The sequence below is a fragment of the Microcoleus sp. D2_18a_D3 genome, assembly GCF_036702455.1.
Lineage (GTDB): Bacteria > Cyanobacteriota > Cyanobacteriia > Cyanobacteriales > Microcoleaceae > Microcoleus.
In genome coordinates, this window is sequence record NZ_JAUBTK010000049.1 from 21,546 (window position 1) to 41,890 (window position 20,345).

Below are 20,345 nucleotides of genomic sequence, written 5' to 3' on the forward strand. Positions count from 1 at the left end.
ATCATGGTAAAAAGACTGACAAGCATGACCTATGACGAGCTTCAAGCTGAGCGCGATGCGAACGAATTGCTCAAAAATAAGCTCAAAGCTCAAATAGGAAAAGTGACTGACACAAAAGCTTCTTTGAAATTAAGTCAAGAACTTTTGCAACTCTCGAAACGTAATGAAAAACTGGCAGAACGACAAGTGGTTGTGATGCGTAAAGTCAAAAGACCAATAGAAATGTCCCTGCCTGAACTCGAAGCCGAAATCGCAAATAATAAAATTACCTTCGCTAAACTTGAAGAAGATTTGAAATCCAGCGACTTTGACACGCGGTGTAATGCTACTCAACAAATACGAACTTTGACACCACGACATAAGGCATTATGTAATCAACAAGTCGCACTTTTGTCTCATTCGATCGCTATTTTGAGGACACAAATGAATGCGAAACGCTAAAGCAAGTCTAATTCTCAAACACCAACGGCAACCTAAAAAACCGAAACCTAAGAGAAAGAGTGATTATGTCCCAGGGTTTAATTACATTTTTCAAGACGGTGCTCTTTGCAAAGTTGGTTTGAGTGAGACACCAAAAATACGCCGATATTACCTGTCAAAAGAGTACGCAGCTAACTTAGAAATTAGGGCGATCGTCTTCACGATGAACATGAAACTGACAGAAAAAATGATGCACAGAATCTTTGAGGGTAGCCACTATTTGCGAACTAAAGGATTAGATGGGTACACTGAATGGTTTGAAGTCAATCCTTTGAGAGTTTTGCTGATGCAAATCACGTTATTTCTTCTTTGTTGGCTTCTCAACTTGGCTTACTTAGCTATTGCAGTTTTAATTTTGATGCTTCTTTCCTCTCTACTTTTTAGATAATTATGCTCAGAGAATTACTGCAACTACTTCCCAGTCTGTTCGTTTCTAAGGAGACGATCGCTCAGTTTACGACAGAGCTGATTAATAAAGTTTACCAAAACTTTAATCATGATACTGAACATTTACTGCCCGGTTGCTATTTCTATGCAGGATTGCAAATTCAAGTCAAGTCTTTCTCTGCATATTCAACATTTTTGGGACAAGAACTTAACTATTGGGATTGGTTAATTTATGACGGTTTTGGGCAAGTAGTGTTAAAAACTGGAGTCGCAGATACAAGAGATGATGCTGTTGCTCTAGCTCAAATTTGGACAGTTGAATTTCTTGACGGTAAAATCGGACAGGAGAATAAATAGATGTTTGATTGGTTATTCGGAACCGCGAAAGTGGCGAATCAATATTCTCGAAAAGTTTACGTTACCAGCAGCCGTCACCCAACCAAAGTTTTTACAGTTTACGGCGACACTGAAGTCTGCGCGATTCTGGCAATGAAAGAAGTTGAGCTTCAGCTCCCCAGACCCGAACCGGGGGAAAGGATCGAAATCAAAACTTATCTAGGACGGCAAGGGCAACGAAATGCGTAAGAATCTTAAACCAATACTCAATCTGTTGCCCGATTCGATCGTCCTATCGTTCACCAAACAGTTGTTGATCTACCTAAAACTCAAAGGTGCAATCACAGAATGGGTGATAGATCCCCCAATATCGGATGAATATGAGCATTGTGGATTGATTATTCGTTTGCGATGTTTTCACATAGATGGAGATGAACGCTGGAGCGAACAGTGGATCTGGTATGTCTACGACGGTATGTATCGGTTTCTCGATCAAGGCATGACCTACGATTCTGCTTCCTCCCTCCTAGAAGCCCAAAAGTGGATTAACGATTTTATGGACTATGAGGATGAAGAATCTCATGAGGTAAGCAATGTTAGATAAAATCCTGAATCTGTTATCCGCTCAGACCGTCAGCAATCTAGCCATAAAATTCTTGCTTAATCTCCAAGCAAGAGGTGTTATAGACTCTGGCTCTGACTTGGAAGAATATGAATATTTAGGCTTAGTAATTAAGCTTAAATGGCTTCATTTAAACACGAAAATGAACTGGTGTGTCTACGATCGATTGAAAACAGGAGCTGCCGACGACACAGAAACAGCTTTAGCTAATGCTAAAAACTGGATTGATAATCTCAATTCTTCTGACCCAACACAATTTGATTAAGAGGCAAGCACAATGCAACAACTACTCGATCAAGAACAAGATGTATTAACCTACCTTCTCACAACCCTAGTCGGTGGCGCTCTTGATGAAGAGGGCGAGCAAATGTTAGCTGATGTTTTCAATATCACAACCGCTAACTTGAACCAACTCACTCCCCAGGGCTGGGCTGCGATCGGCGATCGGGCAATCCAAGCAAAATGGTTCCTTGACCACATCAGCGAAATCAAAGAGAAGTTCAAGCTACTCATTGACGCACAAATCTGTTTCCGTGAGTTCCAAGGCTGGTTAATGGAAGCTGGCTATAAAGGTGCTGAGAAGATTAAGAAAGCTCAGATAGATGTTGCGGTTGCTCGGGCGAAGTACGGCGCAACCGTAGAAGTCGAAGATTATCGGCTTATCAAAAAAGAGGAACAATTTACAGCAGAAACTGTACAAGATAAACTTTTGTGGGACAACACGGTAATTGCTGCGATCGCCAAGAAAGTAGCCGAAGTTAATGCAGCAATGGAAAGGATGCAAGGAAATCCAGAGTTGGCTGCTCAAGTAGCAGCCTGGAAAGAGGAAGAAACCAATATCTATAAGCAAGCTTCATTAGGATTGAGACACGGTAGTCATGGCTTAAATCATCCATCTCTCGGCGGTTTCGCTTCTTCTCCAGTTCAAATTAGTCAGTCCAATTTCTCTCAACCTCAATTTGTTTCAGCAGGTTCAGTGACACGATCGGCAACACAACGATCGACAACACAACAATCGGCAACAGGCAGAGCGAAGGATTCAATTAATCTAGCGGTGAACTGGTCAGGGGATATCGCAGGCAAAGCTAAGAGTGTTGCTTCGCAGATAAATCGCGGTTTTTCAAGATTTGGTAGTTTCTTCAGGGGTGGAAATTGATTATTTTTAAAAATCAAGTTTTTAAAGTAGTCAGCTCGATCGATTACAAAAACGGCGTTGCTGCTACGACAAACACAGGTTGGGTAACGACAGATGACCATGAACCGGGGATAAAACTACCCAACAGTTACGGATATTTAGTAATTGCGGAAACTTCAGCAATACAGAATATCGACATTTGCCCCAATTGTTGTCTGCTCTACGGCAAAACCTTCAATAAATGCACAAACCATGTTTTTCCAAACTCCACAATTACCGCCAAAACCTGCTGTACAACAGCCACAAACAGAACAGACAGAATCGATCGTCTATAAACCGTCAGCCAAACTGAAACACCTCAAGAATGTCAATAACTGGCAATTTTTGGTAATGAATTTTGCGATCGGCATTGGGATCGCGAATGTGTGTCGGCTCTTTCCCTCACATATTGTCTTGGGAGTTGTGGTTATTATCGGTGCTTCAGTCTGTCTCTGTGCTATCTCACCAGCCGATCGCAACTACTCCGGTTTGTGGCGGACGGGCGGTGCTCTACTAGCTTTCGGAGGACTCTTAACCTTCTGGGATTTGTATTATCTCCTGACCTGGAAGCATGGTTTGGCGATCGCAGTTTTTGTCGTTGTCGCGATGTGGATCATTGGTGCAGGTAGTAAATAATACTTCCATCCCGGCTGGTACGGCTGTATTCGCTTTTAGCCGGCCGGGATATCTTCAGTCAATTTTGAGCTTCAGCATCAGACATTGAGCAGAGATTGAGCATCAGGCATTACCGGGCATTGGGCATCAGGCATTAGAGTCACCGGGCATTGAGTGAGCATCAGTCATCAGGCATTAGTCATCAGGCATTAGTCATCAGGCATTGGATAAAGGGTAAGGGGGGAGTAATGAGTAAAAGAGTAACAGTCGCATCATTTTTCGGAGCATTTTGCTGTCTGGGGTTGGCATTGATGCCGCTTCCTTTCGATCGCTGGGTGGGAGTCCGGCAAGCTAGCTCTCTGGCTGCGATCGGCTGCGGATATTTCGGCTGGCACGACAGTCAGCGAAAAAAAGAACAGCTCGAACAGCAAGAACTCTGGGAATTTGAGCAGCGACTGAAACAGCTAGCCCTTGATGCTGCTGTTAACTCCGCACTCACCGATGTCCTAGTTCAGGAGGTAGTGGTTAAGGAGAAGATTCGAGCTGATACCTCAGTTGAGGTCTACAAAGCCGAAACTCAGCAGAATTATGTCCGGGTCATGGCTCACGATTACCCTGAAATTCTTGAGCATCTTCTCAAAAGCTCCCAACCCACAACGCCAGAAACAAAAACTGTTTTTGATTCTGTACCAGAAACAGAAACAGAAACTGATTCTATAGCCGATTCTGTTTCTGATAGTAAAAGTGAGAGTGAGGCAAAGGAGAAGAAAGAAAAAAGCTATGAAGAGAAAAGAGCGGAGTACATGGCTGCTGCTCGATCGACACTCTTGAAGTTGATCCAGGAACATGAAGACGGATGGATTGAGCAACTGATGCACAAGCCATTACTAATTTATGGTGATATGGGTAGCTTTAAAAGTTACTTTGCAGCTTTTATAGGATTGTGTCGGCATTATTTGTATGGTCACAAAATCATCTCGATCGCTGACCCTCACTTTCACCAAAATCATGACGAGTGTTGGAAAACTTTGGTAAAGTTGGGAGTCCCCGGCTATGGCGCAAATCAAAACTTTGAGGAAGTTGGTCAACAACTTAACGCCATGTACGATCGATTCAAAGTCCGAACCTTGAAGGATGATTGGCTGACTTCTATCTTTGATGAGATGACACAATATGGCTTTGAAGAAGGTACGGCGGAACCTGCTAGCAAACTAACTCGAAAAGTTGTTGGCGACCCTCGGAAAGCCAAAGAAGCGCCTGTGTTCATTGCTCACAACGATACTAATGCTGCTTTTGGCGGTGGTGAGGGTTTTAGCAAATCAGTTAATTCAGGAGTAATTAAACTTCAGTTACGATCGAACAGTAAATTACAACCACTTTTCAAAGGAACCATTTCCGGTATCAAAGATGAAGAGGGAGAGTGCATCAAAGACTTACCAATTTCCATTCTTCCGTACTGGATACGCCCTGAATGGGTTTATGAGTTATTTAATAGCTTTCCCGTAGAACACTCTGTAGAAAAAACTGAATTTCCGACTCAACCGAGTCAAGTTATCGCTAGTCCAGAAAATAATGAAAAACTTAGTTCAAAAACCCCAAAAACTGAAGTGGAATCGGAGCCAGAATCGGACGTAGATCAACTAAACCGGGCATTAAATCAAAAAGTATCATGGGATTATTGGTTAGCTGAATCCACACCAGAACAACTCGATCAATCGATAGAATTACATCGATCGCAAGCAAATCAAAACTCGGATAATTTACCAGATAATTCGGCAGATAATTCAGGTGAAGAATTATTCACATTTGATAACCTTATCAAACACGAGATAAGCCCGAAACCCTTACCCAGAGAGAATTATCCAGTTATCTGGGATGCCGAAGATTTCGCAAGATTACTGCCAAATGAGTCAGAAACAGCAGTTTTTGAGCGCATCTTGGAATTATCCGATAAATATACAAGTGCCAGCAAACTCATACAAGTCGGTTTGGGTTTCACCCAGAAGAGGGGGAAGCCTCGAAGTTATTCAGATGTAGGTAAAAAATGTTTCTATTACATAGTAATGAAATATGGCACGCCTTCACTAATTGCTAAATTCAAGGATTACTTGGAAAAGAGGTAAATCAAATCGATCATTAATTCGATCGATGTACATCAATCACACAAAACTAGGACAGAAAATGCGTAAACCAACAGCAAACGAATCAGTATTTTTGGCAGGAACATTGACAACAGCTATACTCGCAACGGTTGAAATTGTTCCCGGTGTCATCCAAGAATTAAGAGAGGACGCGCATCAGGCAAGTGAAGAACTGAAGCGCAAGAATTCGGTAAATCCAGTAGATACTTTTACTGCTGGAGCAATTATTGGTTTAGCTGCGGGTTCAGCGGTAACATTGAAGGTTGTAGCGGAGAAAATGAATAATAATCCGTAATTTCTAACCCAACAATAAATCTCATAGTAGAATCATTTAAGTTGTGATTCTACTATAAAATTTATGGATCAGTTAACAATTTTTTTCTTAGGTATTTTGTTCGGACTCCTAATTATGCTATTATTCTCTCAGCTCATCCAGTAATTCAGGATGTGCCAGAGGTTGTCTGGAATTCCTAATGCGAGGCGGTTTATTACAAAAAAATCCCCAGGCAATTAATGACATCCCAATGATAAAATGACCGTCTTCTTCACTGAGCCAATCACGAAAGACCATTAATTCAGCAATCCCAGCAACTGCACCTAAAAAACTGGTAATAAAGTCTAACTGATCAAGCGTTGGCTTTTTAAATCTTACTTTCATGGTTTTGAGTGAACTTAAATGCGTAAGTCTACATCTTCCTCAAGCTGCTCTTCAAGTTGATGTTCAAGAGATTGAACTATATTGCAAGCACCCATGTCTAACTTATGCTCAATAGCTTCGATTCTATACTCCAAAGTAATCGATCGAAGTTTGTTCATATCTTGCCAGCGTCGCATTTTGTACCCGGCAGTAAGCTGGTCACTCTCTTGTTTTTTGGTTAGATCGTAGACAAATTGATCAATTTTATGGATTAAACTATCCTTGATTTGTCTAGAAGCTAACCAAAAAATATAGGTAGAGATAATTGCAACAGTCCCGATCGAAGCAGCGATATAATCAAGCGTCTCTTGTTTCATTAGTCCATAGATTACAGTTTGTTCCCTGGAAGAATAGCGGTGGGAAATACGAACTCTGGGTCAGCAATATAGCGGGGGTCAGACTTGACGCGATCCATAAAATCAAAATGTTCGTCTGGATCGTGACCAACAAAACATCCAGCTCCGGCTGTGTGAATGTCATTTTTAGGATGGCCGTAGCCGTGGTGCTGATTGATGCCAAAATACCCTTCATCGATCGCATCGCCAGTTCGCATCATGTCCCGGTTCCAGTCCCGGTGCACCTTGACCATCCCAACCTGGATAAGAGCTTCGTGCGGGTGAGAGTAACCGTGAAGTCCGACTTGCCACGCCCAATATTGCCCAAAAGCAATTCTGGCGGCTCCATTAGGGTTCATGGGATTGTCGGTGTAGTAGTAGCCTGGTTCGGTTGTCGCTTCCCAAGCTGCTTCGATCGTTGGGACTCCTTTGTGAAAAACTAACAGCACTCGGGCATCATTAAAATGATTTGGAGTATCCGCATTGAGCGTTCCATCCGGGTCCATCCCTTCCACATAAATTATGTTTTTTTCTCCCGCTCGGGTAGCCAAATGATATTTATTGGCTTCCATATATTTAACAATTTTTTCAGCTAATTTCATGTTTTTTCAGGATAAAGTTAATCTTTTGAATTCGTTAGGAAGAATTAGGTCAGGCTCTGACCAAAGCCCTAATTTCTTGCGATTAGCGCTGGCAGTTTCGGTAATAATTCCTCTCAGTACAGACAATTCTCTGGTGTTATAGGCAAAGCGGTTAAATGGAAGGAAACTGACTCCCATTCCTGCTTTGCATTGAAGAATTTGGATATTCGTTGCTACCGAAACTTTGTTAAGATAACAGTCGCACACCCAGCGATCGAATTGGTCTTTCTCGATGGGAACCGTAATTATTGCTTTTTCTGCCACCAAATTCATCAATGCAACCTTTGCTTTTTGCGCCCATTCCCAGTGTTTCAGTATTTTTGGATCAGTGCTATTTTGTCCAGGTTTTTGAGCTTCAGGAGTATCTATCCATCGCAGTCTTACTCTTAGTTCATCACCTCGAAAATCTAGAGTTAAAGTATCGCCATCAAATACAAACTTAGAAAAGCAGTTATATGAAGCTCCTGGAGTAATCATTATTTCAGCCTCAGAAGTATTTTATCTATTGTAGTTTACTGTTGAGGCTGATAACTGCTATTATGACTTCACCCAAACAGGCTGAATCCAAATGCGTTTATTATCTCTCCAGCGCTTGCCTTCACCTGATTCTAACAACCTCCAATGCCCTTGTCTCCAGTGAGTACACGGAGAGTTATGAGTTCTTTTTGCTACGGATAATACCGAGGAGTTTTGATAGTTTTTGCCTAGCCATCGGGGATATCTTACATTAGATGAACTTCGATTGATTCGCATAAATCCCTTGCTTTTAGTTTTGATTTCAGAGTCAGCGACATCCGCCAATAAGTCTGGTGCAAACTCTAAAGTCAGCAGTACATTAATAACCAAGTTGCGAATGCGTTGAAGGAAAACTTTATCATCGTCGGAAATGGTGTGCTGCCCCAAGTTTTCGCTTTCATCGTAAATCAAAGTGCCATCAGCCTTAACCGCAGTCCCTGAAGTCCACACAGTTTCGAGAGAATCTACGGTGCAAATCTGAAAATATCGATCGTGTTTCAGGTTGAATGGCTTAATTTCGATGTTAGCCCACTTGCCATAATTCCAGTCTGGATAATTGGAATCACTACACGAAACTGTCAGATAATCTACTTCGGCACCGTCAGGCGTGTGAATTAAGCCTTTGGGTATAGCTAGCAGGAAAGTAGGCAAGGAGGGTTGCCAACCCCTCAAGATACCAGGCTTACAAATAGCATCGGTCTGATCAAAGGCTTCTATCACTTGCTGGGTCAGACAATAAATAGGAGCTTCTTTGATAAACCAAAGAGCGGTTCTGTAGCTATGGATGAAGGCGGATAAGTCAGACCGGATATATTCCAGTGTGCAACTTGAAAGAGCTACGTCTAGAATTCCGCTCAAAATATGCCAGTTGATGTAGTTGGGAGGCATTTTGTAAGTGCGATCGCCCCTGATTTCTTTGAGCAAATCTTTCTCGATTTCCTCAAAGATTTTCAGGCTGCGATAGCGATTAGGATTGTTTTCGTCAAAAATGATTTATTTTAGTTTCATGATTGATTTCAAATTTTAACGTAAATGATTCGAGTTTTCTCTGCTGGCATCCGTCTTAAATTGGCTTTAACTCCATAGCTAAGACCGTCATGAACTGCCAACATATAATCTGCCGATCGACTCATTAGGATATCTTGACGTGGATATCGACCTACATCAATGATTGGATATCCAAAACCTATACCGCTTCCCGCTTCATAAACTTTAACGTTAGGATATTCCAAAACATTTAAAAATGTTAATGCTAACTGATCAAAACCGCGATAATTCCCGATTAAAATTGTAGCATTGAGCTTGATGATATTGTGAATTCGCGTCCATATTTCCTCGTTCATTTTCTCCAGTCTTTCGGTTCCGGTGAGAAATACTTGCATAGATTTAGGGTATAATTAATTGACTTGATGTTTTAATTTAATTGACTGTTATATGATCACGATGTAACAGTCAATTTTTCTGATGATTTGTTAGATTCTTTTAAGAAGCATGGCAATTCGATCGTATCGATCGACATGACTACCGCTATCATAAAATCCAAATCGGTAGTGAGAATAGTTAATGCAGAGTACCGAGATAACGCAGTAGTGGCTGTAATAAGGGAATAATATTGAGCCTAAATATGGCTCAATATATTCCATCTCAAACAAAGCTTTCGCTGTTAGTTTTTGATACTGTTGTTGGGTGTTTTGTCCCAAAAATTCTAAAGTCTCAATGTTCATTAGTCAACAATTAGCTAAACACTACCCCTCTACAGCGAAGCACCTACGACTGTAATAATTCAGTTGCTTGACTTCTGTAAGTTGATCGATCGACCACATCTTGGCTACCAATTCACCGATTTCAGCATAAGTTTCGGGAGACTTAGCAGCTTCAAATCCCTGGGTTCTGTCCGCAAGAGGACAGGTGTTACGGTAATAGCGAAAAAGTCTTTTTAGCTCTGGTTCAATATTCAATCTATCCCAACGTAGTCGATTATCTAATCTTACCGTTGGTCGATCGTAGTGCTTCGCTGAAGGATGGATGAAAGAATGATTGAAATCGTCGATTTTTGTGAGATAGGGTAGTGACATATTACTGTTCCTAGAAATCACTACCCTACAGCGAAGCACTACTTACATCTACGACTGTAGTGATTTACTTTTCTCTCTTCTGTTTCTTCTTCGATCTGCCACAGCTTAGCCAAACGCCGACCAATTTCCTCATACTCTTCCATGCGAGAGTGGTAAAAACCATAACCTTCTCCCACATATCTTTCATCACATCCAAATGTTAGAAAGATATAACAGGTGTCGTCGTAAGAAGGGAACATTTCACCCAATACGGGCTTAATATGTTTCTGTTCCCAGCGAAGTTTAGCTGTTAATTTCTGAAATACTAAGTCTACATCAAATCCAGAATCAGAAGTAGACTCAGGCTTAGGTTCAGGCTCAGGGTCACGAAACTTGTCATTTTTATGCGGAATGCGAATTGCCATAACTATTTACCACGACTGTTGTGATTGATTTTTCTGTCTTCGGTTTCTTGGTCGATCGGCCACATTTTTGCCAACCGCCGACCAATTTCATCATATTTGTCTAAGCAATCTCGATAAGTTCCATAGCCTTCTCCTACATAGCCTTCATCACAGTGAGGAGTTAGAAAGATAAAGCAGTAGTCTTTGTAATACGGAAAAAGTTCATCTAACTCTGGCTCAATATTATTGATTTCCCAGGATAATTTAGCCGTAAATTTGGCAAACATTGATTCCTTGGACTTTGAATCAGAAGTAGCAGAATTAGAAGGCCCAGGCTCAGGTTCAGGATTAAACTTGCCATTTTTGTTGGGAATGCGAATCGCCATATTATTTGTCCACAAAACTTACAATTTTACAGCGAAGCACTATTTACCAGGACTGATGTGTTTGTGATATTGCCGTTTCTGTTTCCTTTGGCGTTCCCGATCGATATGGCAGGGAACGCAAACACATTCGACTTCTAAATGGTTGACGGCATCGTACCCCTTATAGTGGTCATATTCATGGAGTCGTAGCTTGCGGGGCGGTACGCCATCGGGCCCTAAATGACCACAATCCACACAGGGGATATTACGTGCACGCGGTAATTTATGGCGGGAGACTGCGTAATTCACACGGTTGCGGGCTTGGTTTTTGTCGCCATCTCTGCCGGGAACCGGGGGAAAGCCTCGCGGTTTATTTATGCCGATGCGCTACGCGCCCGCAAGCTACGGAATAGGCTGATACCTTCGTCTGTCAAAAGCTCGACGGCAGATTTTGCAACGGTTGTCTTTGCCGTCGCGCGCATTTTTGCTTTGATTAAACAAGCTGACCTTTAACCATGTTTTGCAAGAAAAACACCATTTCAGACCAAACTTAAGATTTTGCTGATATTCTTCAACAGAAATTCCAATTTTGCCAGCAGCGATTTTTTGTCCGCCGATTTTTGTGAGTGCCATATTTGTTGATGTAGGTAGTAACTAAAAGAAAAACCTCTGACCTATGCGAATAGTTTGTCAGAGGTTTTTTCTCAAGCAGGATTAGAGAGAAGAAGGCAACATTTTGAGGTGCGGAACAGGAAACTGACGAAATCTCACATCTTCAGGAAATTCATCGATCGTCCCACCTTTTTTATCTTTGAGTTTCAGTTTTTGGTAAGTAGTTGCTACTCCTTCGATATAGCAGGCAGCGAGAATTGGATTTGAGCCAAGTTGTTTGACAAATATCGCCACGTCTTTAGCACTTTGACATTGCCTGACCATGAATCGAATCCAGTCAAGTTGACAGGGGCGCGCACCGGGCCCGGATTCACCCCCAATAATTACTTGATCGATCAAATCTAGCCATTCCTTCTTAATGCTTACCAATTCTAGTAAAGGCTCACAGCTTAGAAATCTGACTGCTGCTGGTGTTTCCAACACATGAATAATTCTTTTGGTAGCTTCTTGATTCTCCACCGTGGTACCTATCCACAGATTTGGAATCGGCCAGACAAACTCTGACTGCGGTAGCTTGAATTTTCGTCTCAAATCCTCAACGTGTTTTCTGATTGGTTCCTGTGCCGATCGAAAATAGTCCGGCATCCGCTCCGGGCGTTTTGTGAGAATTTGGAAGGTGTGCTGAGACGCTATCACCATATAAGCAAAAGCTAAATCCAACGTATCATCACTGATCCAATCCCCGAAGCAATCAGTCATGGAGAAGATGAAAATTCTCTCACCTTTCTTCGTTTTCACCAGCTTCTCCATGATGATTGAGGAGAAAACCATGTTGACAGGAACTGTCCCGCTGTAGGCTAAGCCACTGGCAAAGATGAAGTAGTTACTTAGATTCATTGTTTCGGCATAACAATGAAGGCATCCTGGACTGATTTTATGACACCAGTGTCCGCCGTGTCTGCCATCGGCTTTGACCAAATGGATGGGATTAGCCGTGATGCCAGTCCACTGAATATTGCTCATGTGTTTTAGATGTTGGGGTAATCACGCGCGCGTGATAATTAACGTGCGCGTGTGTATGTAGAGAAATGAGAAACTAGCTAGTTACAGTGATATCCAGGTCATAGACCGCATCAGCTTCAATGAACTTTTCTGACGTGTGGCTTCGGATGGCTTGCTCAGACTTGAGGTAGATAGTGCAATCGCCATCGGTTCCGTTGCCATTCGATCGAATGTGCCAAGCCCAAGATACTGTTTCGACTAATTCAGCGGGAGAAGAATCTGTGACCCATTCCCAGTCAGACTTTTGAAATTCAGGCAAAAATTCTTGACCGTTTTCTTCGGCAACAGCTACAGCTTTTTTCAGAATTTCTATCACATACTCTTTGAAGAGTTTGAGAATGTGTGCTTGATTTCCAGTCGCGCTTGTTATTTTGATAATTTTCAGCATCAGATTACCTTTCTTTGACAGAGTGTTTGCTAGAAAGTGAGAGAGATTTTGAAAGTGGGAGGTCGAATAGATCCGGTCAGTTCGGGTCAGTTCGTAGCTTGCGGGCGCGTAGCGCATCGTCCTGAGTCAGATAGAGTCAGAGTGCGATCGAACTGAAAGTGATTTAAAGTGACCTAAAGTGACCTAATCTGAACTTTCAGAGGATTGCTCCCCTGAAGTAGAGATTATTTGCCTTTAAGTTGCTTGACAGGTTGCTGTTCGACATCAACAACTTCAGAACCGTTGCCATTACCGTTGAGATTACTACCCGCACCCGCTGGCAGAGCTAAACCAGAAGATGGCATAGAAGCTAAGCACAGCGTTTGATTCTCAATGAGTCGAGGATCGGTACAATGAGTCAACCCTTTCTGGTCATCTTCAAAAATCATCCGAGCAGCTTTGACGGCAGCTTCTTCAAAAGCACCGGTGATCGGACGAGTGGAAATGGCTAAGTAGTAGTAAGGGCCATAATTACCCTCGCTCTGTACCATCTCGAAGCGGAAAATGTTAGTGAAATAAGCATCAGAAGCTTTTCTGAGTGCATATTCATTAGCATCACCTTGCATACCTTCAGAAACCCAAGAATTGAATGCGTCGCGACTGAAACATTCAACTAAGCCTTTCATCTTGTCTTGACTTTGACGATGGATAAGAAACGTGCTCAGCTCAGAACATTTTTCATGAAAGTGAGACTTCATTCCCCCGGCGACTGGGATTCCCCAGACCTCGGTAAACTGTTCATTTTCATAGTGAGGTTTGAAAGTGAGAGTTTTCTGTCCGATCGCGCAAATTGCCATTTCGACAAATTCACCACGGGTCAGTCCAGCTTTCTCGGCTTTGCTGCTGTTCATTCCTTTGGTTTCACCAGTAACGAACATTCCGAATTCTTTGGAACAATTCGCGCGATACCGACTAGGAAGAGTGGGGATTCTGAATGCGTATCCGTCAATGATAATTGGGTTTTCCATGATTTGTTTCTGGTTTCGTTTCTGAGTTGTTTCTGTTTTTGTTTTTGTTTCTGTTTGAGCTTCTGTTGTTAAAAGAAACTCAATCCCATTCAGCGAAGCATTACCTAACTTTGGGATATTATTTAACTTTAACGTAGCTGGCGATCGGAAAGACAATTGCAAGCTACGCTAAAGTTAAATGACTATTTGGTTCAATTTTTCATCATGACAAAACTCAATGGCAGACTGGAGGATATCGTCAGCAGCTTCTAAAGCGTACTTTTCGTTAACATTAACAGGATTGCGAGGAAAAGCGTTTACCATGAAGCCTTTCCCTAGAGCAGTCTTAAATGGGAGAAAGCCTAATTCATAAATTTTGCCAGGTTCGATCGGTAGGAAATCACGCTTTACTGTGACGAAAGTTGAAAGCGTTCCCCCAGAATCATTAAGGACAAATCCCCAGATTTCTGTTATTGGCAACCGAGCAAGTACCGAATCGATCGTCAAAGTTAGATGATTCATCTTTACGATTGCCATATTCAGCGAAGGAAATTCTTGACCTTCTAAAACAAAGTAACCTTTGACTCGATTTTCTTTGTATCGGGCAAAGGGTTCTACCTGGAAACTGGATTCATTGATTGTGATTGTTGTCATTGTAGAAATACCGTATAAATACCGTAGAATACTGTAGAACTGATTGTCACGAATCAACAACATAAAGCGAAGCATTTTCATGAATACTATCGCTTTAGGTTTATTTTAGCGGTTTAGGTAGTGAACATAAACCGCTAATCCTGGCACTTTATGCTCAGTTTTCTTGATTGCGATCGCCCGCTGTTTCCGTAACGTTTCTAAGTACACAGAAGTGAGAAGCAATTCATGTTTTGTTTCTGCTTCTGCCAGCATTTCTTTGATATCATTGATGTAAGCTTCACTATTTTCGATGGCGGTTGCATTCGATCGACACAGTTTATCGTATTCGCGATTGATATCTTCGTCCAATCGGATAACGGTAAGGTTTTTGTCATCGTAGCGAGTTCTTAGCTGGATGACGATTTTCGCATTGTCGTCGTTAAATACAACGTTTTTGCGAGACTTTTCAGATTCCATAATCTCGAAACCTTCGAGAATAGCATCAGGTTCGATCGCCTCAGCTTCAACTTTTAATCTTTCAATTTGATTGCGAATTTCAGCAATTCTTTTGAGATGTTTCATGTTATACTTGTGAGGTGGAAATACCTGAAATGAATCTGTAACTAAACTAAAAGCGGGTAGTCCTACGCTACCCGCTTTTTCTGTGCTGATTTGCTACCAACTAAGAGCGTTTACCGCTGCTTGTTGAGGAGTGCCAGTAAATTGGTCTTCAAGGCTAGAATTATCAAATAATCCAGCTTCATGAGCAGCGCCGATTTCTTGATAAACAGCTTCAACATCGTACTCTCGTAACTCTGTTGCATCTTGTAAATCATCAAAGGGCAGATGTCGATCGAAATGCTTGAGGTCACGGTTAATGAACCATTCAGGCTGCATTTCGATCGACTCAAGATAATTCTCAATCCATTTGAGGAAAGCAAACTTAACTTGGTCAGGCGTAAATAAACTGCACTGCTGACAATCCAACGCCTGAAGCCGATCGACGATTTCATCCAGATTGATAAGTTTGCCGATCGCTTCAAGGAGCATCTTGTCTGCTGCTTTCTCAGGAATTAAAGTTTCAACAGTTTCACAATCATTAGAATTGATTGCTAATTCTTGAACAGTTTGTGCTAAAGTAGTGAAAGATGGAATGGACATAATTGTTACCTTTGATAGTGATAGTGATCGTGATAGAGTAGGAATCTAGAAATCAGTACCCCCCGGCGAAGCCTTCACGAGGGGTACTTTTGTTTGGATTTGTTTTGGAATTAGAGGGAAGGCAAATTAATTCGGAAAACCTTAGCTTCAGCTTCAATGACGTTGTAAATATCGTTGCTCATGTGGTCTATTTTGGCTTTAAACCAACGAACAAAAGCTAATTTGACATCAGAATCGTGATCCATCTGACAGTCGCAGATGCAGCGCAATTTAAGTGTTTGTACGATCGCTTCAACATCTAGTATCTTTTCAATTTTTGAAAGATAATAGATATCCTCTTCTAACCAAGTTTGTTGCTTCTCGTATCGATCGGTAAATTCTTTCATTGAGAAACAGAAACGGAACATCACTCCCTCGCAGCGAAGCATTATTTTGTTTCTGTTTCTCAATGATTTCTAAACTGTTTCTGTTTCTGCTACTGTTTCTGTTTCTGATGTGGGATTGGCTAAAGCATAGGAATTCAGAAGATGAAGGAGACTAGCAGCAGCGACAGTAGTGTATTTGGTAGTCTGTGGTCGGTCAGTCTGGTCAATTCGCTTGATCAAATAGGAGCCGTCGGAGATGCGATCGCAACTGGTAATATCTCCACGTTCGATCGCACCCTGGGCAAGTTTGGCGATGCGACTGTGAATATGGGACATAATGACTTTTTTCTTCATGTTGAGTTTGTGGTTAAGTTTGTGGTTGGTAAGATGTCCCCCTTGATAAGGGGGAGATGCGCGATGAAAAACAACTAGAACAGGCTTAACTGTTGATGAGTAGGTTCAATGATGTGATACTCACCAGAGGGAACGTACTGATAAATGAGCAAATTCTTCTCTTTAGCCAGGTTGAAAGTAGTAGCAGTTCCGCCCCCGATACCATGAGGATCGCCGTTGAAGACAGCTAAGCAGATATCCGATCGCCTGACCATCCAAGCATTCCGAGCCTGCATGACACCTGGACTGTAATTCTTGTAAAGGCAGACTTGATCAGTTGCTTGACTGAGCAATTTCTTGTAATGAGTTTGCTGACGAGGTTTCCACAAAAGATGTTGGTCAGCGCAGGGCAGTACCGCTGTCCATTTCAATTTATGGTAAATGAAAATTTCAGCAGCTACTTGATCTACACCAAGTGCCATGCCAGTAAAAAACTTTTTGACACCTTGGTTAACTGCCATCATGATAAGTTTGTCGATTTGTATCCTGTAACTTAGACCAATGGAGCGATGCCCGGTAATCATCGCTGTGTTGTATTCTTTTGGCTCAAAAGGTTCAGAGAAATTGTACTGAGTCTCGCGATTGAGAGTTCGATCGACACGCTGAAGTAACGCTGGAATTTTGCTTGCTGCCATGAGTTTTGACCTGAAAAAGAATCAAAAACTCATGGCGAAGCATTATTAATTATTAGTTTAATTTTTCTGAAACTATCCAATTAATACACTTAACAAGCACATCACCATGACAATCTAATGGTTTGCAATAACAACTAAGTTTGATGTTTTCTTTTTTTTTAACTCTATGAGCGATCGAAAATAATTCATTGAAAGTTTCATTGGGATTATTGTAACCAATCAACATTCTGTTCCATAACCATTTTCTGTAAAGTGCTATTACTTCTGCTCGATTTCCGTCAACACCAATTTTGTAAGGATTAGCTAGAGGACTTGATTTTAGTCCCAAACCTTTATTAGCTCTGCCAATGTAAATTTTATTTTCACCAACAAAACCATGTTGTTTACCGTTCACTACTTCAATCATAAAACCTCCAGAATAATTACTATTTTACAGCGAAGCACTTTAGAAAATGGTTTAGGTAAGCTAATAGAATTACTGAGGTTGTCAGTAGTTCTATTAGCAATGGTTAGTAAACTTGTCGAATTGTTAGATTTAACCTGCCGTTATTCTTCAGCAGTTTTGAGGTTTTGGGAAGAATTCTTTGGACTCCGTGATAGGCTAAACGGCTGTCACCGTGGAGAATAACGACATCGCCCGATCGTAAAAGAATGCCGTCTAGTGGGTCTTTGCGACTGCGGTTGCTGCCAATGACAAAACTACAATCGTCGCCTAGAGATATTGAAATAATGCAGGGCTGGAGATTTGGCTCAGTGTTATCTTGATGCAAACCTAACTTACTTTTGGCGGTGGCTGGGTAAAAGTTGATTAAGCAAGTTTCGGGTTGGTAATGAAACTCACCAACTAAATTGGCTAAACTTTGAGCAATTTCTATCAACTCTGTCGGCATTGTTGCGAAGGGCTGATTATTTACTGGATTGATGGCTGAGTAACGATAGCCTTTTCGATCGGATAGCCAGCCAACTATCCCGCAACTGGTTTGGCTACAGTGGAATTTCAGACCAGACGGCATCACGGGAATTGTCATTCCGCCGTTGGCTCTGGCTATATTTCGGGTAATTTCAACGAGATTTTGTTGTTCAGAAACAGAAAAATAGTTTTTGAGGTGCAGCATAATTTTTGCGATAAGTCCGCCTGTGCGGACTTGTAGGTGCGGGAATCAACTCATTAACGCGAAGCGCTAGCTAACAGAAAATCTCCAGCGAGGGCTGGAGATTTATCTACTTGCATTCAGATTTGCGGGAATCCATTTTCTGCTTGATGCGCTGGGGTAGACCGAGGATTGCGCCTTGATAGAGCCGATCGAACTCTTGCTCAAAGTGAGCGCCGATCGTGGCACTTTCCACAACTAACAGCGTTTCATCATTTGCCCGGTTGGCGGCTTCACTCCAATTGTGAGAACCGGTGATGACTGTCGCTCCATCAACAACACCAAACTTGTGGTGCAGTCGATCGCCCTGCGGAAGTTTTGGCATTCCGACCGTCGCCAGTGGCTGACTCCAAGGGCGGTTTTCGACTTCGAGCTGACAGCCTTCAAGCAGGCTAACTCCCATCATGTCCATCGCCTCGCTGTAGGGGCGGTAGACAAAACTGGAATCAACCAAAGCTCTGATACCGACTCCGGTTCTAGATTTGGCTTCCAGTGTGTCTGCCAATTGCTGAGCAGAAAAGACAAACAGCGCCAGATTGACTGACTTGGATGCGTTTGCTAAAGTCCGATCGATTAATCCATTCGGTGTCTGCTGCCAGGGAGTTTTCGCGGTCGCCGGCGAGAACTGCAGGGAGACAATCGCACCGCCAACAGAAACTCTGGCGATCGGGCGAGCAGACTTCTTCACTCCAAACTTACTGTCTGGTTTCCCACCGGGGCCGTCTCCCCACATGAGCGCGAATTCCTGACTGAAAACTTTTGCCAGCTCCGGGCTTTGGAGCTTCAGCAGATTATTCGGATTTCCCCGACTTTCAGCGCTCTTGAAATCGCCGTGAATATCGCTGGTAGTGAAATTGGCTGAAGTGACGATAACGGTTTTGCCATCAATGACAATGAACTTGTGGTGCATCAATCCACTGCCTTTGCTGCCGTCAGCGGTATCGTCAATCATGGGGATGCCTGCTTCACGGACGATCGCAAGAGCATCACCGCTGGAGATTTCGGCATCGGAGAGCGAACCATTTTTATCAGTATCTGCAAGGTGAACGAGTTCGGAATAGCGATCGCGCTCTCGCTTGGGCAATGCTGCCACCTGTGAGGGAGAAAGAGCGACGGGACGATTGTAGAGATTTTCGATAACGACTCGAACTTTGATACCTGAGCGATGGCGATGCGCTAGAGCTTGGGCTATCCGAGGCAAGCGAAGTTCCTGAACAGCGACATCGACACTTTCACGAGCGCTGTTGATGGAATAGACCATGAGCTGTTCTAAATCATGTCCCGATGGCGCGTTCGCGCCCCGCAAGCTACGAGTGACCTGACGATATGGTTCGGTATAGCTAGAAACTTGAGACTGATTGAAATAAACCTGAAGTGATGGATCTTGAGGCAATGCTTTGATGACTGGATCTGCGGGAATTTCTTCGGTTGATTGTGGCTTTATGAACTGACAGGAAGCGAAACCAGCGAGAATTAGAACTGCTAAACCGACAATTTTCTTATTCATGATTTTTGGGTAATGGTAAATGTTTGTGTGGGTCTAAAAAAAAATCTCTAGCTGGTGCTAGAGATTTTCTTCTGCTTCAACATTGCTATTTACAATCCTTATCAGTTCGGATTACAACTTCACCAAGATTGCCATTTGCTCCGCCTCTCACCAAACAAAATTTCTTTCTAGTCCAGGGATGGCTAAAGATGATTGTTCCATGCTGGCCATAGCTACCACCAATTCCGCTGTTGGTTTCACTACTCCAACTAATCAAAGTTGCTACATTGCTACCTGCTTTACCTGCAACTTTCGCATCAATACCTCGAAAGGTAGATTTGATATTAACTCCACTGGGTAATGGTATTTTAGCTCCACAAACTCCGCTCAAACATTCTGCAATTGCTGGTTTTTCACCTGTATAAATTGCTACGCTTCTAACTTCACCATAATTTACAATTGCATCGTATCTGCTTTGTTTGGCTGTTTGAACTAGCTGGACATGAGCTGCTGTAACTTTTGCATACCCAATTAATGCAGTTCCACCAATCAATGAAATTGCTGCTAATTCACCAACAATAACGATCGATACCATAGATTCAACTAGATTAGCCATGAGAAATACCTGAATAACGACGTGAGCTGCATTACTACAGCTCACTTCCTTATCGCGAAGCGCCCTCACAAAAAAACTTCGCTTTCTCTT

34 protein-coding genes are annotated in these 20,345 nt (G+C 42.4%); 10 read left to right on the forward strand and 24 right to left on the reverse strand.

Features of this window, described 5'->3' with window-relative positions:
* The first annotated feature begins 3 nt into the window (after positions 1-3).
* From QUB06_RS21095 to QUB06_RS21140, 10 genes are all read left to right on the forward strand, one after another.
* Positions 4-441, forward strand: coding sequence for a hypothetical protein (locus QUB06_RS21095; protein WP_333436915.1), 438 nt, complete (start codon positions 4-6; stop codon positions 439-441).
* Entirely contained in the window at positions 428-868 is a 441-nt protein-coding gene (locus QUB06_RS21100) for a GIY-YIG nuclease family protein (protein ID WP_333436916.1), read from the forward strand. The genes QUB06_RS21095 and QUB06_RS21100 overlap by 14 nt, the downstream gene beginning before the upstream one ends.
* Positions 869-870: 2 nt before the next feature.
* Positions 871-1,224 (forward strand): hypothetical protein, encoded by a 354-nt coding sequence (locus QUB06_RS21105; RefSeq protein WP_333436917.1) that lies wholly within the window; start codon positions 871-873, stop codon positions 1,222-1,224.
* On the forward strand, positions 1,225-1,452 hold the full coding sequence (locus QUB06_RS21110) for a hypothetical protein (protein WP_333436918.1): 228 nt from the start codon (positions 1,225-1,227) through the stop codon (positions 1,450-1,452).
* A complete protein-coding gene (locus QUB06_RS21115) occupies positions 1,445-1,807 on the forward strand; it encodes a hypothetical protein (protein WP_333436919.1) in 363 nt (120 codons plus the stop codon). The genes QUB06_RS21110 and QUB06_RS21115 overlap by 8 nt, the downstream gene beginning before the upstream one ends.
* Positions 1,797-2,090: a hypothetical protein gene (locus tag QUB06_RS21120; protein WP_333436920.1), complete on the forward strand. Its 294-nt coding sequence runs from the start codon at positions 1,797-1,799 to the stop codon at positions 2,088-2,090. Before QUB06_RS21115 ends, QUB06_RS21120 begins: the two co-directional genes overlap by 11 nt.
* Before the next feature lie 12 nt (positions 2,091-2,102).
* Entirely contained in the window at positions 2,103-2,981 is an 879-nt protein-coding gene (locus QUB06_RS21125) for a hypothetical protein (RefSeq protein WP_333436921.1), read from the forward strand.
* 231 nt (positions 2,982-3,212) lie between these two features.
* Positions 3,213-3,635, forward strand: coding sequence for a hypothetical protein (locus tag QUB06_RS21130; protein ID WP_333436922.1), 423 nt, complete (start codon positions 3,213-3,215; stop codon positions 3,633-3,635).
* A 227-nt stretch (positions 3,636-3,862) separates the two neighbouring features.
* Entirely contained in the window at positions 3,863-5,737 is a 1,875-nt protein-coding gene (locus QUB06_RS21135; protein ID WP_333436923.1) for a hypothetical protein, read from the forward strand.
* Between the two features lie 58 nt (positions 5,738-5,795).
* Positions 5,796-6,050: a hypothetical protein gene (locus QUB06_RS21140; protein ID WP_333436924.1), complete on the forward strand. Its 255-nt coding sequence runs from the start codon at positions 5,796-5,798 to the stop codon at positions 6,048-6,050.
* 120 nt (positions 6,051-6,170) lie between these two features.
* Here the strand turns inward: QUB06_RS21140 and QUB06_RS21145 are convergent, their stop codons facing one another.
* The 24 genes from QUB06_RS21145 to QUB06_RS21260 form a co-directional block, all read right to left on the reverse strand.
* A complete protein-coding gene (locus tag QUB06_RS21145; RefSeq protein ID WP_333436925.1) occupies positions 6,171-6,413 on the reverse strand; it encodes a hypothetical protein in 243 nt (80 codons plus the stop codon).
* 14 nt (positions 6,414-6,427) lie between these two features.
* Complete coding sequence (locus tag QUB06_RS21150) at positions 6,428-6,769, reverse strand: hypothetical protein (RefSeq protein WP_333436926.1); 342 nt, start codon at positions 6,767-6,769, stop codon at positions 6,428-6,430.
* 11 nt (positions 6,770-6,780) lie between these two features.
* Positions 6,781-7,389: a hypothetical protein gene (locus tag QUB06_RS21155; protein ID WP_333436927.1), complete on the reverse strand. Its 609-nt coding sequence runs from the start codon at positions 7,387-7,389 to the stop codon at positions 6,781-6,783.
* Between the two features lie 6 nt (positions 7,390-7,395).
* Complete coding sequence (locus tag QUB06_RS21160) at positions 7,396-7,905, reverse strand: thermonuclease family protein (RefSeq protein ID WP_333436928.1); 510 nt, start codon at positions 7,903-7,905, stop codon at positions 7,396-7,398.
* Between the two features lie 60 nt (positions 7,906-7,965).
* Positions 7,966-8,868, reverse strand: a complete 903-nt coding sequence (locus QUB06_RS21165) for a hypothetical protein (RefSeq protein WP_333436929.1) — start codon at positions 8,866-8,868, stop codon at positions 7,966-7,968.
* 92 nt (positions 8,869-8,960) lie between these two features.
* The gene (locus QUB06_RS21170; protein WP_333436930.1) at positions 8,961-9,326 is read right to left on the reverse strand and encodes a hypothetical protein; all 366 of its coding nucleotides are present in this window, start codon (positions 9,324-9,326) and stop codon (positions 8,961-8,963) included.
* Positions 9,327-9,416: 90 nt separating this feature from the next.
* Positions 9,417-9,668 (reverse strand): hypothetical protein, encoded by a 252-nt coding sequence (locus tag QUB06_RS21175; protein WP_333436931.1) that lies wholly within the window; start codon positions 9,666-9,668, stop codon positions 9,417-9,419.
* Between the two features lie 21 nt (positions 9,669-9,689).
* Positions 9,690-10,019 carry a hypothetical protein gene (locus QUB06_RS21180; protein WP_333436932.1) on the reverse strand — a complete coding sequence of 110 codons (330 nt, stop codon included), beginning with the start codon at positions 10,017-10,019 and terminating at the stop codon, positions 9,690-9,692.
* 38 nt (positions 10,020-10,057) lie between these two features.
* Positions 10,058-10,423, reverse strand: coding sequence for a hypothetical protein (locus tag QUB06_RS21185; RefSeq protein WP_333436933.1), 366 nt, complete (start codon positions 10,421-10,423; stop codon positions 10,058-10,060).
* 2 nt (positions 10,424-10,425) lie between these two features.
* Positions 10,426-10,788 (reverse strand): hypothetical protein, encoded by a 363-nt coding sequence (locus tag QUB06_RS21190; RefSeq protein ID WP_333436934.1) that lies wholly within the window; start codon positions 10,786-10,788, stop codon positions 10,426-10,428.
* A gap of 381 nt (positions 10,789-11,169) precedes the next feature.
* Positions 11,170-11,400: a hypothetical protein gene (locus QUB06_RS21195; protein ID WP_333436935.1), complete on the reverse strand. Its 231-nt coding sequence runs from the start codon at positions 11,398-11,400 to the stop codon at positions 11,170-11,172.
* An 81-nt stretch (positions 11,401-11,481) separates the two neighbouring features.
* The gene (locus QUB06_RS21200; RefSeq protein ID WP_333436937.1) at positions 11,482-12,402 is read right to left on the reverse strand and encodes a DUF5131 family protein; all 921 of its coding nucleotides are present in this window, start codon (positions 12,400-12,402) and stop codon (positions 11,482-11,484) included.
* A gap of 73 nt (positions 12,403-12,475) precedes the next feature.
* Positions 12,476-12,829: a hypothetical protein gene (locus QUB06_RS21205; RefSeq protein WP_333038904.1), complete on the reverse strand. Its 354-nt coding sequence runs from the start codon at positions 12,827-12,829 to the stop codon at positions 12,476-12,478.
* A gap of 224 nt (positions 12,830-13,053) precedes the next feature.
* A complete protein-coding gene (locus QUB06_RS21210; RefSeq protein WP_333436938.1) occupies positions 13,054-13,836 on the reverse strand; it encodes a hypothetical protein in 783 nt (260 codons plus the stop codon).
* Between the two features lie 174 nt (positions 13,837-14,010).
* The gene (locus QUB06_RS21215; RefSeq protein ID WP_333436940.1) at positions 14,011-14,469 is read right to left on the reverse strand and encodes a hypothetical protein; all 459 of its coding nucleotides are present in this window, start codon (positions 14,467-14,469) and stop codon (positions 14,011-14,013) included.
* A 105-nt stretch (positions 14,470-14,574) separates the two neighbouring features.
* Entirely contained in the window at positions 14,575-15,030 is a 456-nt protein-coding gene (locus QUB06_RS21220) for a hypothetical protein (protein ID WP_333436941.1), read from the reverse strand.
* A 93-nt stretch (positions 15,031-15,123) separates the two neighbouring features.
* Positions 15,124-15,609: a hypothetical protein gene (locus QUB06_RS21225; protein ID WP_333436942.1), complete on the reverse strand. Its 486-nt coding sequence runs from the start codon at positions 15,607-15,609 to the stop codon at positions 15,124-15,126.
* Between the two features lie 110 nt (positions 15,610-15,719).
* Positions 15,720-15,995, reverse strand: a complete 276-nt coding sequence (locus QUB06_RS21230) for a hypothetical protein (RefSeq protein ID WP_333436943.1) — start codon at positions 15,993-15,995, stop codon at positions 15,720-15,722.
* Between the two features lie 69 nt (positions 15,996-16,064).
* Positions 16,065-16,328: a hypothetical protein gene (locus QUB06_RS21235; RefSeq protein ID WP_333436944.1), complete on the reverse strand. Its 264-nt coding sequence runs from the start codon at positions 16,326-16,328 to the stop codon at positions 16,065-16,067.
* Positions 16,329-16,402: 74 nt separating this feature from the next.
* Entirely contained in the window at positions 16,403-17,002 is a 600-nt protein-coding gene (locus QUB06_RS21240; protein ID WP_333436945.1) for an SLOG family protein, read from the reverse strand.
* A 52-nt stretch (positions 17,003-17,054) separates the two neighbouring features.
* Positions 17,055-17,408: a DUF4326 domain-containing protein gene (locus tag QUB06_RS21245; protein ID WP_333436946.1), complete on the reverse strand. Its 354-nt coding sequence runs from the start codon at positions 17,406-17,408 to the stop codon at positions 17,055-17,057.
* Positions 17,409-17,511: 103 nt separating this feature from the next.
* Positions 17,512-18,117 (reverse strand): alpha-ketoglutarate-dependent dioxygenase AlkB, encoded by a 606-nt coding sequence (locus QUB06_RS21250; RefSeq protein ID WP_333436947.1) that lies wholly within the window; start codon positions 18,115-18,117, stop codon positions 17,512-17,514.
* Positions 18,118-18,223: 106 nt separating this feature from the next.
* Entirely contained in the window at positions 18,224-19,660 is a 1,437-nt protein-coding gene (locus QUB06_RS21255) for a phospholipase D-like domain-containing protein (protein WP_333436948.1), read from the reverse strand.
* An 85-nt stretch (positions 19,661-19,745) separates the two neighbouring features.
* Positions 19,746-20,255: a hypothetical protein gene (locus tag QUB06_RS21260; RefSeq protein ID WP_333436949.1), complete on the reverse strand. Its 510-nt coding sequence runs from the start codon at positions 20,253-20,255 to the stop codon at positions 19,746-19,748.
* Between the last annotated feature and the right edge of the window lie 90 nt (positions 20,256-20,345).

Coding starts and splice junctions, on each gene's coding strand:
- QUB06_RS21095 (WP_333436915.1), top strand. CDS start 4: ATGGTAAAAAGACTGACAAGCATGACCTATGACGAGCTTCAAGCTGAG.
- QUB06_RS21100 (WP_333436916.1), top strand. CDS start 428: ATGCGAAACGCTAAAGCAAGTCTAATTCTCAAACACCAACGGCAACCT.
- QUB06_RS21105 (WP_333436917.1), top strand. CDS start 871: ATGCTCAGAGAATTACTGCAACTACTTCCCAGTCTGTTCGTTTCTAAG.
- QUB06_RS21110 (WP_333436918.1), top strand. CDS start 1,225: ATGTTTGATTGGTTATTCGGAACCGCGAAAGTGGCGAATCAATATTCT.
- QUB06_RS21115 (WP_333436919.1), top strand. CDS start 1,445: ATGCGTAAGAATCTTAAACCAATACTCAATCTGTTGCCCGATTCGATC.
- QUB06_RS21120 (WP_333436920.1), top strand. CDS start 1,797: ATGTTAGATAAAATCCTGAATCTGTTATCCGCTCAGACCGTCAGCAAT.
- QUB06_RS21125 (WP_333436921.1), top strand. CDS start 2,103: ATGCAACAACTACTCGATCAAGAACAAGATGTATTAACCTACCTTCTC.
- QUB06_RS21130 (WP_333436922.1), top strand. CDS start 3,213: ATGTTTTTCCAAACTCCACAATTACCGCCAAAACCTGCTGTACAACAG.
- QUB06_RS21135 (WP_333436923.1), top strand. CDS start 3,863: ATGAGTAAAAGAGTAACAGTCGCATCATTTTTCGGAGCATTTTGCTGT.
- QUB06_RS21140 (WP_333436924.1), top strand. CDS start 5,796: ATGCGTAAACCAACAGCAAACGAATCAGTATTTTTGGCAGGAACATTG.
- QUB06_RS21145 (WP_333436925.1), bottom strand. CDS start 6,413: ATGAAAGTAAGATTTAAAAAGCCAACGCTTGATCAGTTAGACTTTATT.
- QUB06_RS21150 (WP_333436926.1), bottom strand. CDS start 6,769: ATGAAACAAGAGACGCTTGATTATATCGCTGCTTCGATCGGGACTGTT.
- QUB06_RS21155 (WP_333436927.1), bottom strand. CDS start 7,389: ATGAAATTAGCTGAAAAAATTGTTAAATATATGGAAGCCAATAAATAT.
- QUB06_RS21160 (WP_333436928.1), bottom strand. CDS start 7,905: ATGATTACTCCAGGAGCTTCATATAACTGCTTTTCTAAGTTTGTATTT.
- QUB06_RS21170 (WP_333436930.1), bottom strand. CDS start 9,326: ATGCAAGTATTTCTCACCGGAACCGAAAGACTGGAGAAAATGAACGAG.
- QUB06_RS21175 (WP_333436931.1), bottom strand. CDS start 9,668: ATGAACATTGAGACTTTAGAATTTTTGGGACAAAACACCCAACAACAG.
- QUB06_RS21180 (WP_333436932.1), bottom strand. CDS start 10,019: ATGTCACTACCCTATCTCACAAAAATCGACGATTTCAATCATTCTTTC.
- QUB06_RS21185 (WP_333436933.1), bottom strand. CDS start 10,423: ATGGCAATTCGCATTCCGCATAAAAATGACAAGTTTCGTGACCCTGAG.
- QUB06_RS21190 (WP_333436934.1), bottom strand. CDS start 10,788: ATGGCGATTCGCATTCCCAACAAAAATGGCAAGTTTAATCCTGAACCT.
- QUB06_RS21195 (WP_333436935.1), bottom strand. CDS start 11,400: ATGGCACTCACAAAAATCGGCGGACAAAAAATCGCTGCTGGCAAAATT.
- QUB06_RS21200 (WP_333436937.1), bottom strand. CDS start 12,402: ATGAGCAATATTCAGTGGACTGGCATCACGGCTAATCCCATCCATTTG.
- QUB06_RS21205 (WP_333038904.1), bottom strand. CDS start 12,829: ATGCTGAAAATTATCAAAATAACAAGCGCGACTGGAAATCAAGCACAC.
- QUB06_RS21210 (WP_333436938.1), bottom strand. CDS start 13,836: ATGGAAAACCCAATTATCATTGACGGATACGCATTCAGAATCCCCACT.
- QUB06_RS21215 (WP_333436940.1), bottom strand. CDS start 14,469: ATGACAACAATCACAATCAATGAATCCAGTTTCCAGGTAGAACCCTTT.
- QUB06_RS21220 (WP_333436941.1), bottom strand. CDS start 15,030: ATGAAACATCTCAAAAGAATTGCTGAAATTCGCAATCAAATTGAAAGA.
- QUB06_RS21225 (WP_333436942.1), bottom strand. CDS start 15,609: ATGTCCATTCCATCTTTCACTACTTTAGCACAAACTGTTCAAGAATTA.
- QUB06_RS21230 (WP_333436943.1), bottom strand. CDS start 15,995: ATGAAAGAATTTACCGATCGATACGAGAAGCAACAAACTTGGTTAGAA.
- QUB06_RS21235 (WP_333436944.1), bottom strand. CDS start 16,328: ATGAAGAAAAAAGTCATTATGTCCCATATTCACAGTCGCATCGCCAAA.
- QUB06_RS21240 (WP_333436945.1), bottom strand. CDS start 17,002: ATGGCAGCAAGCAAAATTCCAGCGTTACTTCAGCGTGTCGATCGAACT.
- QUB06_RS21245 (WP_333436946.1), bottom strand. CDS start 17,408: ATGATTGAAGTAGTGAACGGTAAACAACATGGTTTTGTTGGTGAAAAT.
- QUB06_RS21250 (WP_333436947.1), bottom strand. CDS start 18,117: ATGCTGCACCTCAAAAACTATTTTTCTGTTTCTGAACAACAAAATCTC.
- QUB06_RS21255 (WP_333436948.1), bottom strand. CDS start 19,660: ATGAATAAGAAAATTGTCGGTTTAGCAGTTCTAATTCTCGCTGGTTTC.
- QUB06_RS21260 (WP_333436949.1), bottom strand. CDS start 20,255: ATGGCTAATCTAGTTGAATCTATGGTATCGATCGTTATTGTTGGTGAA.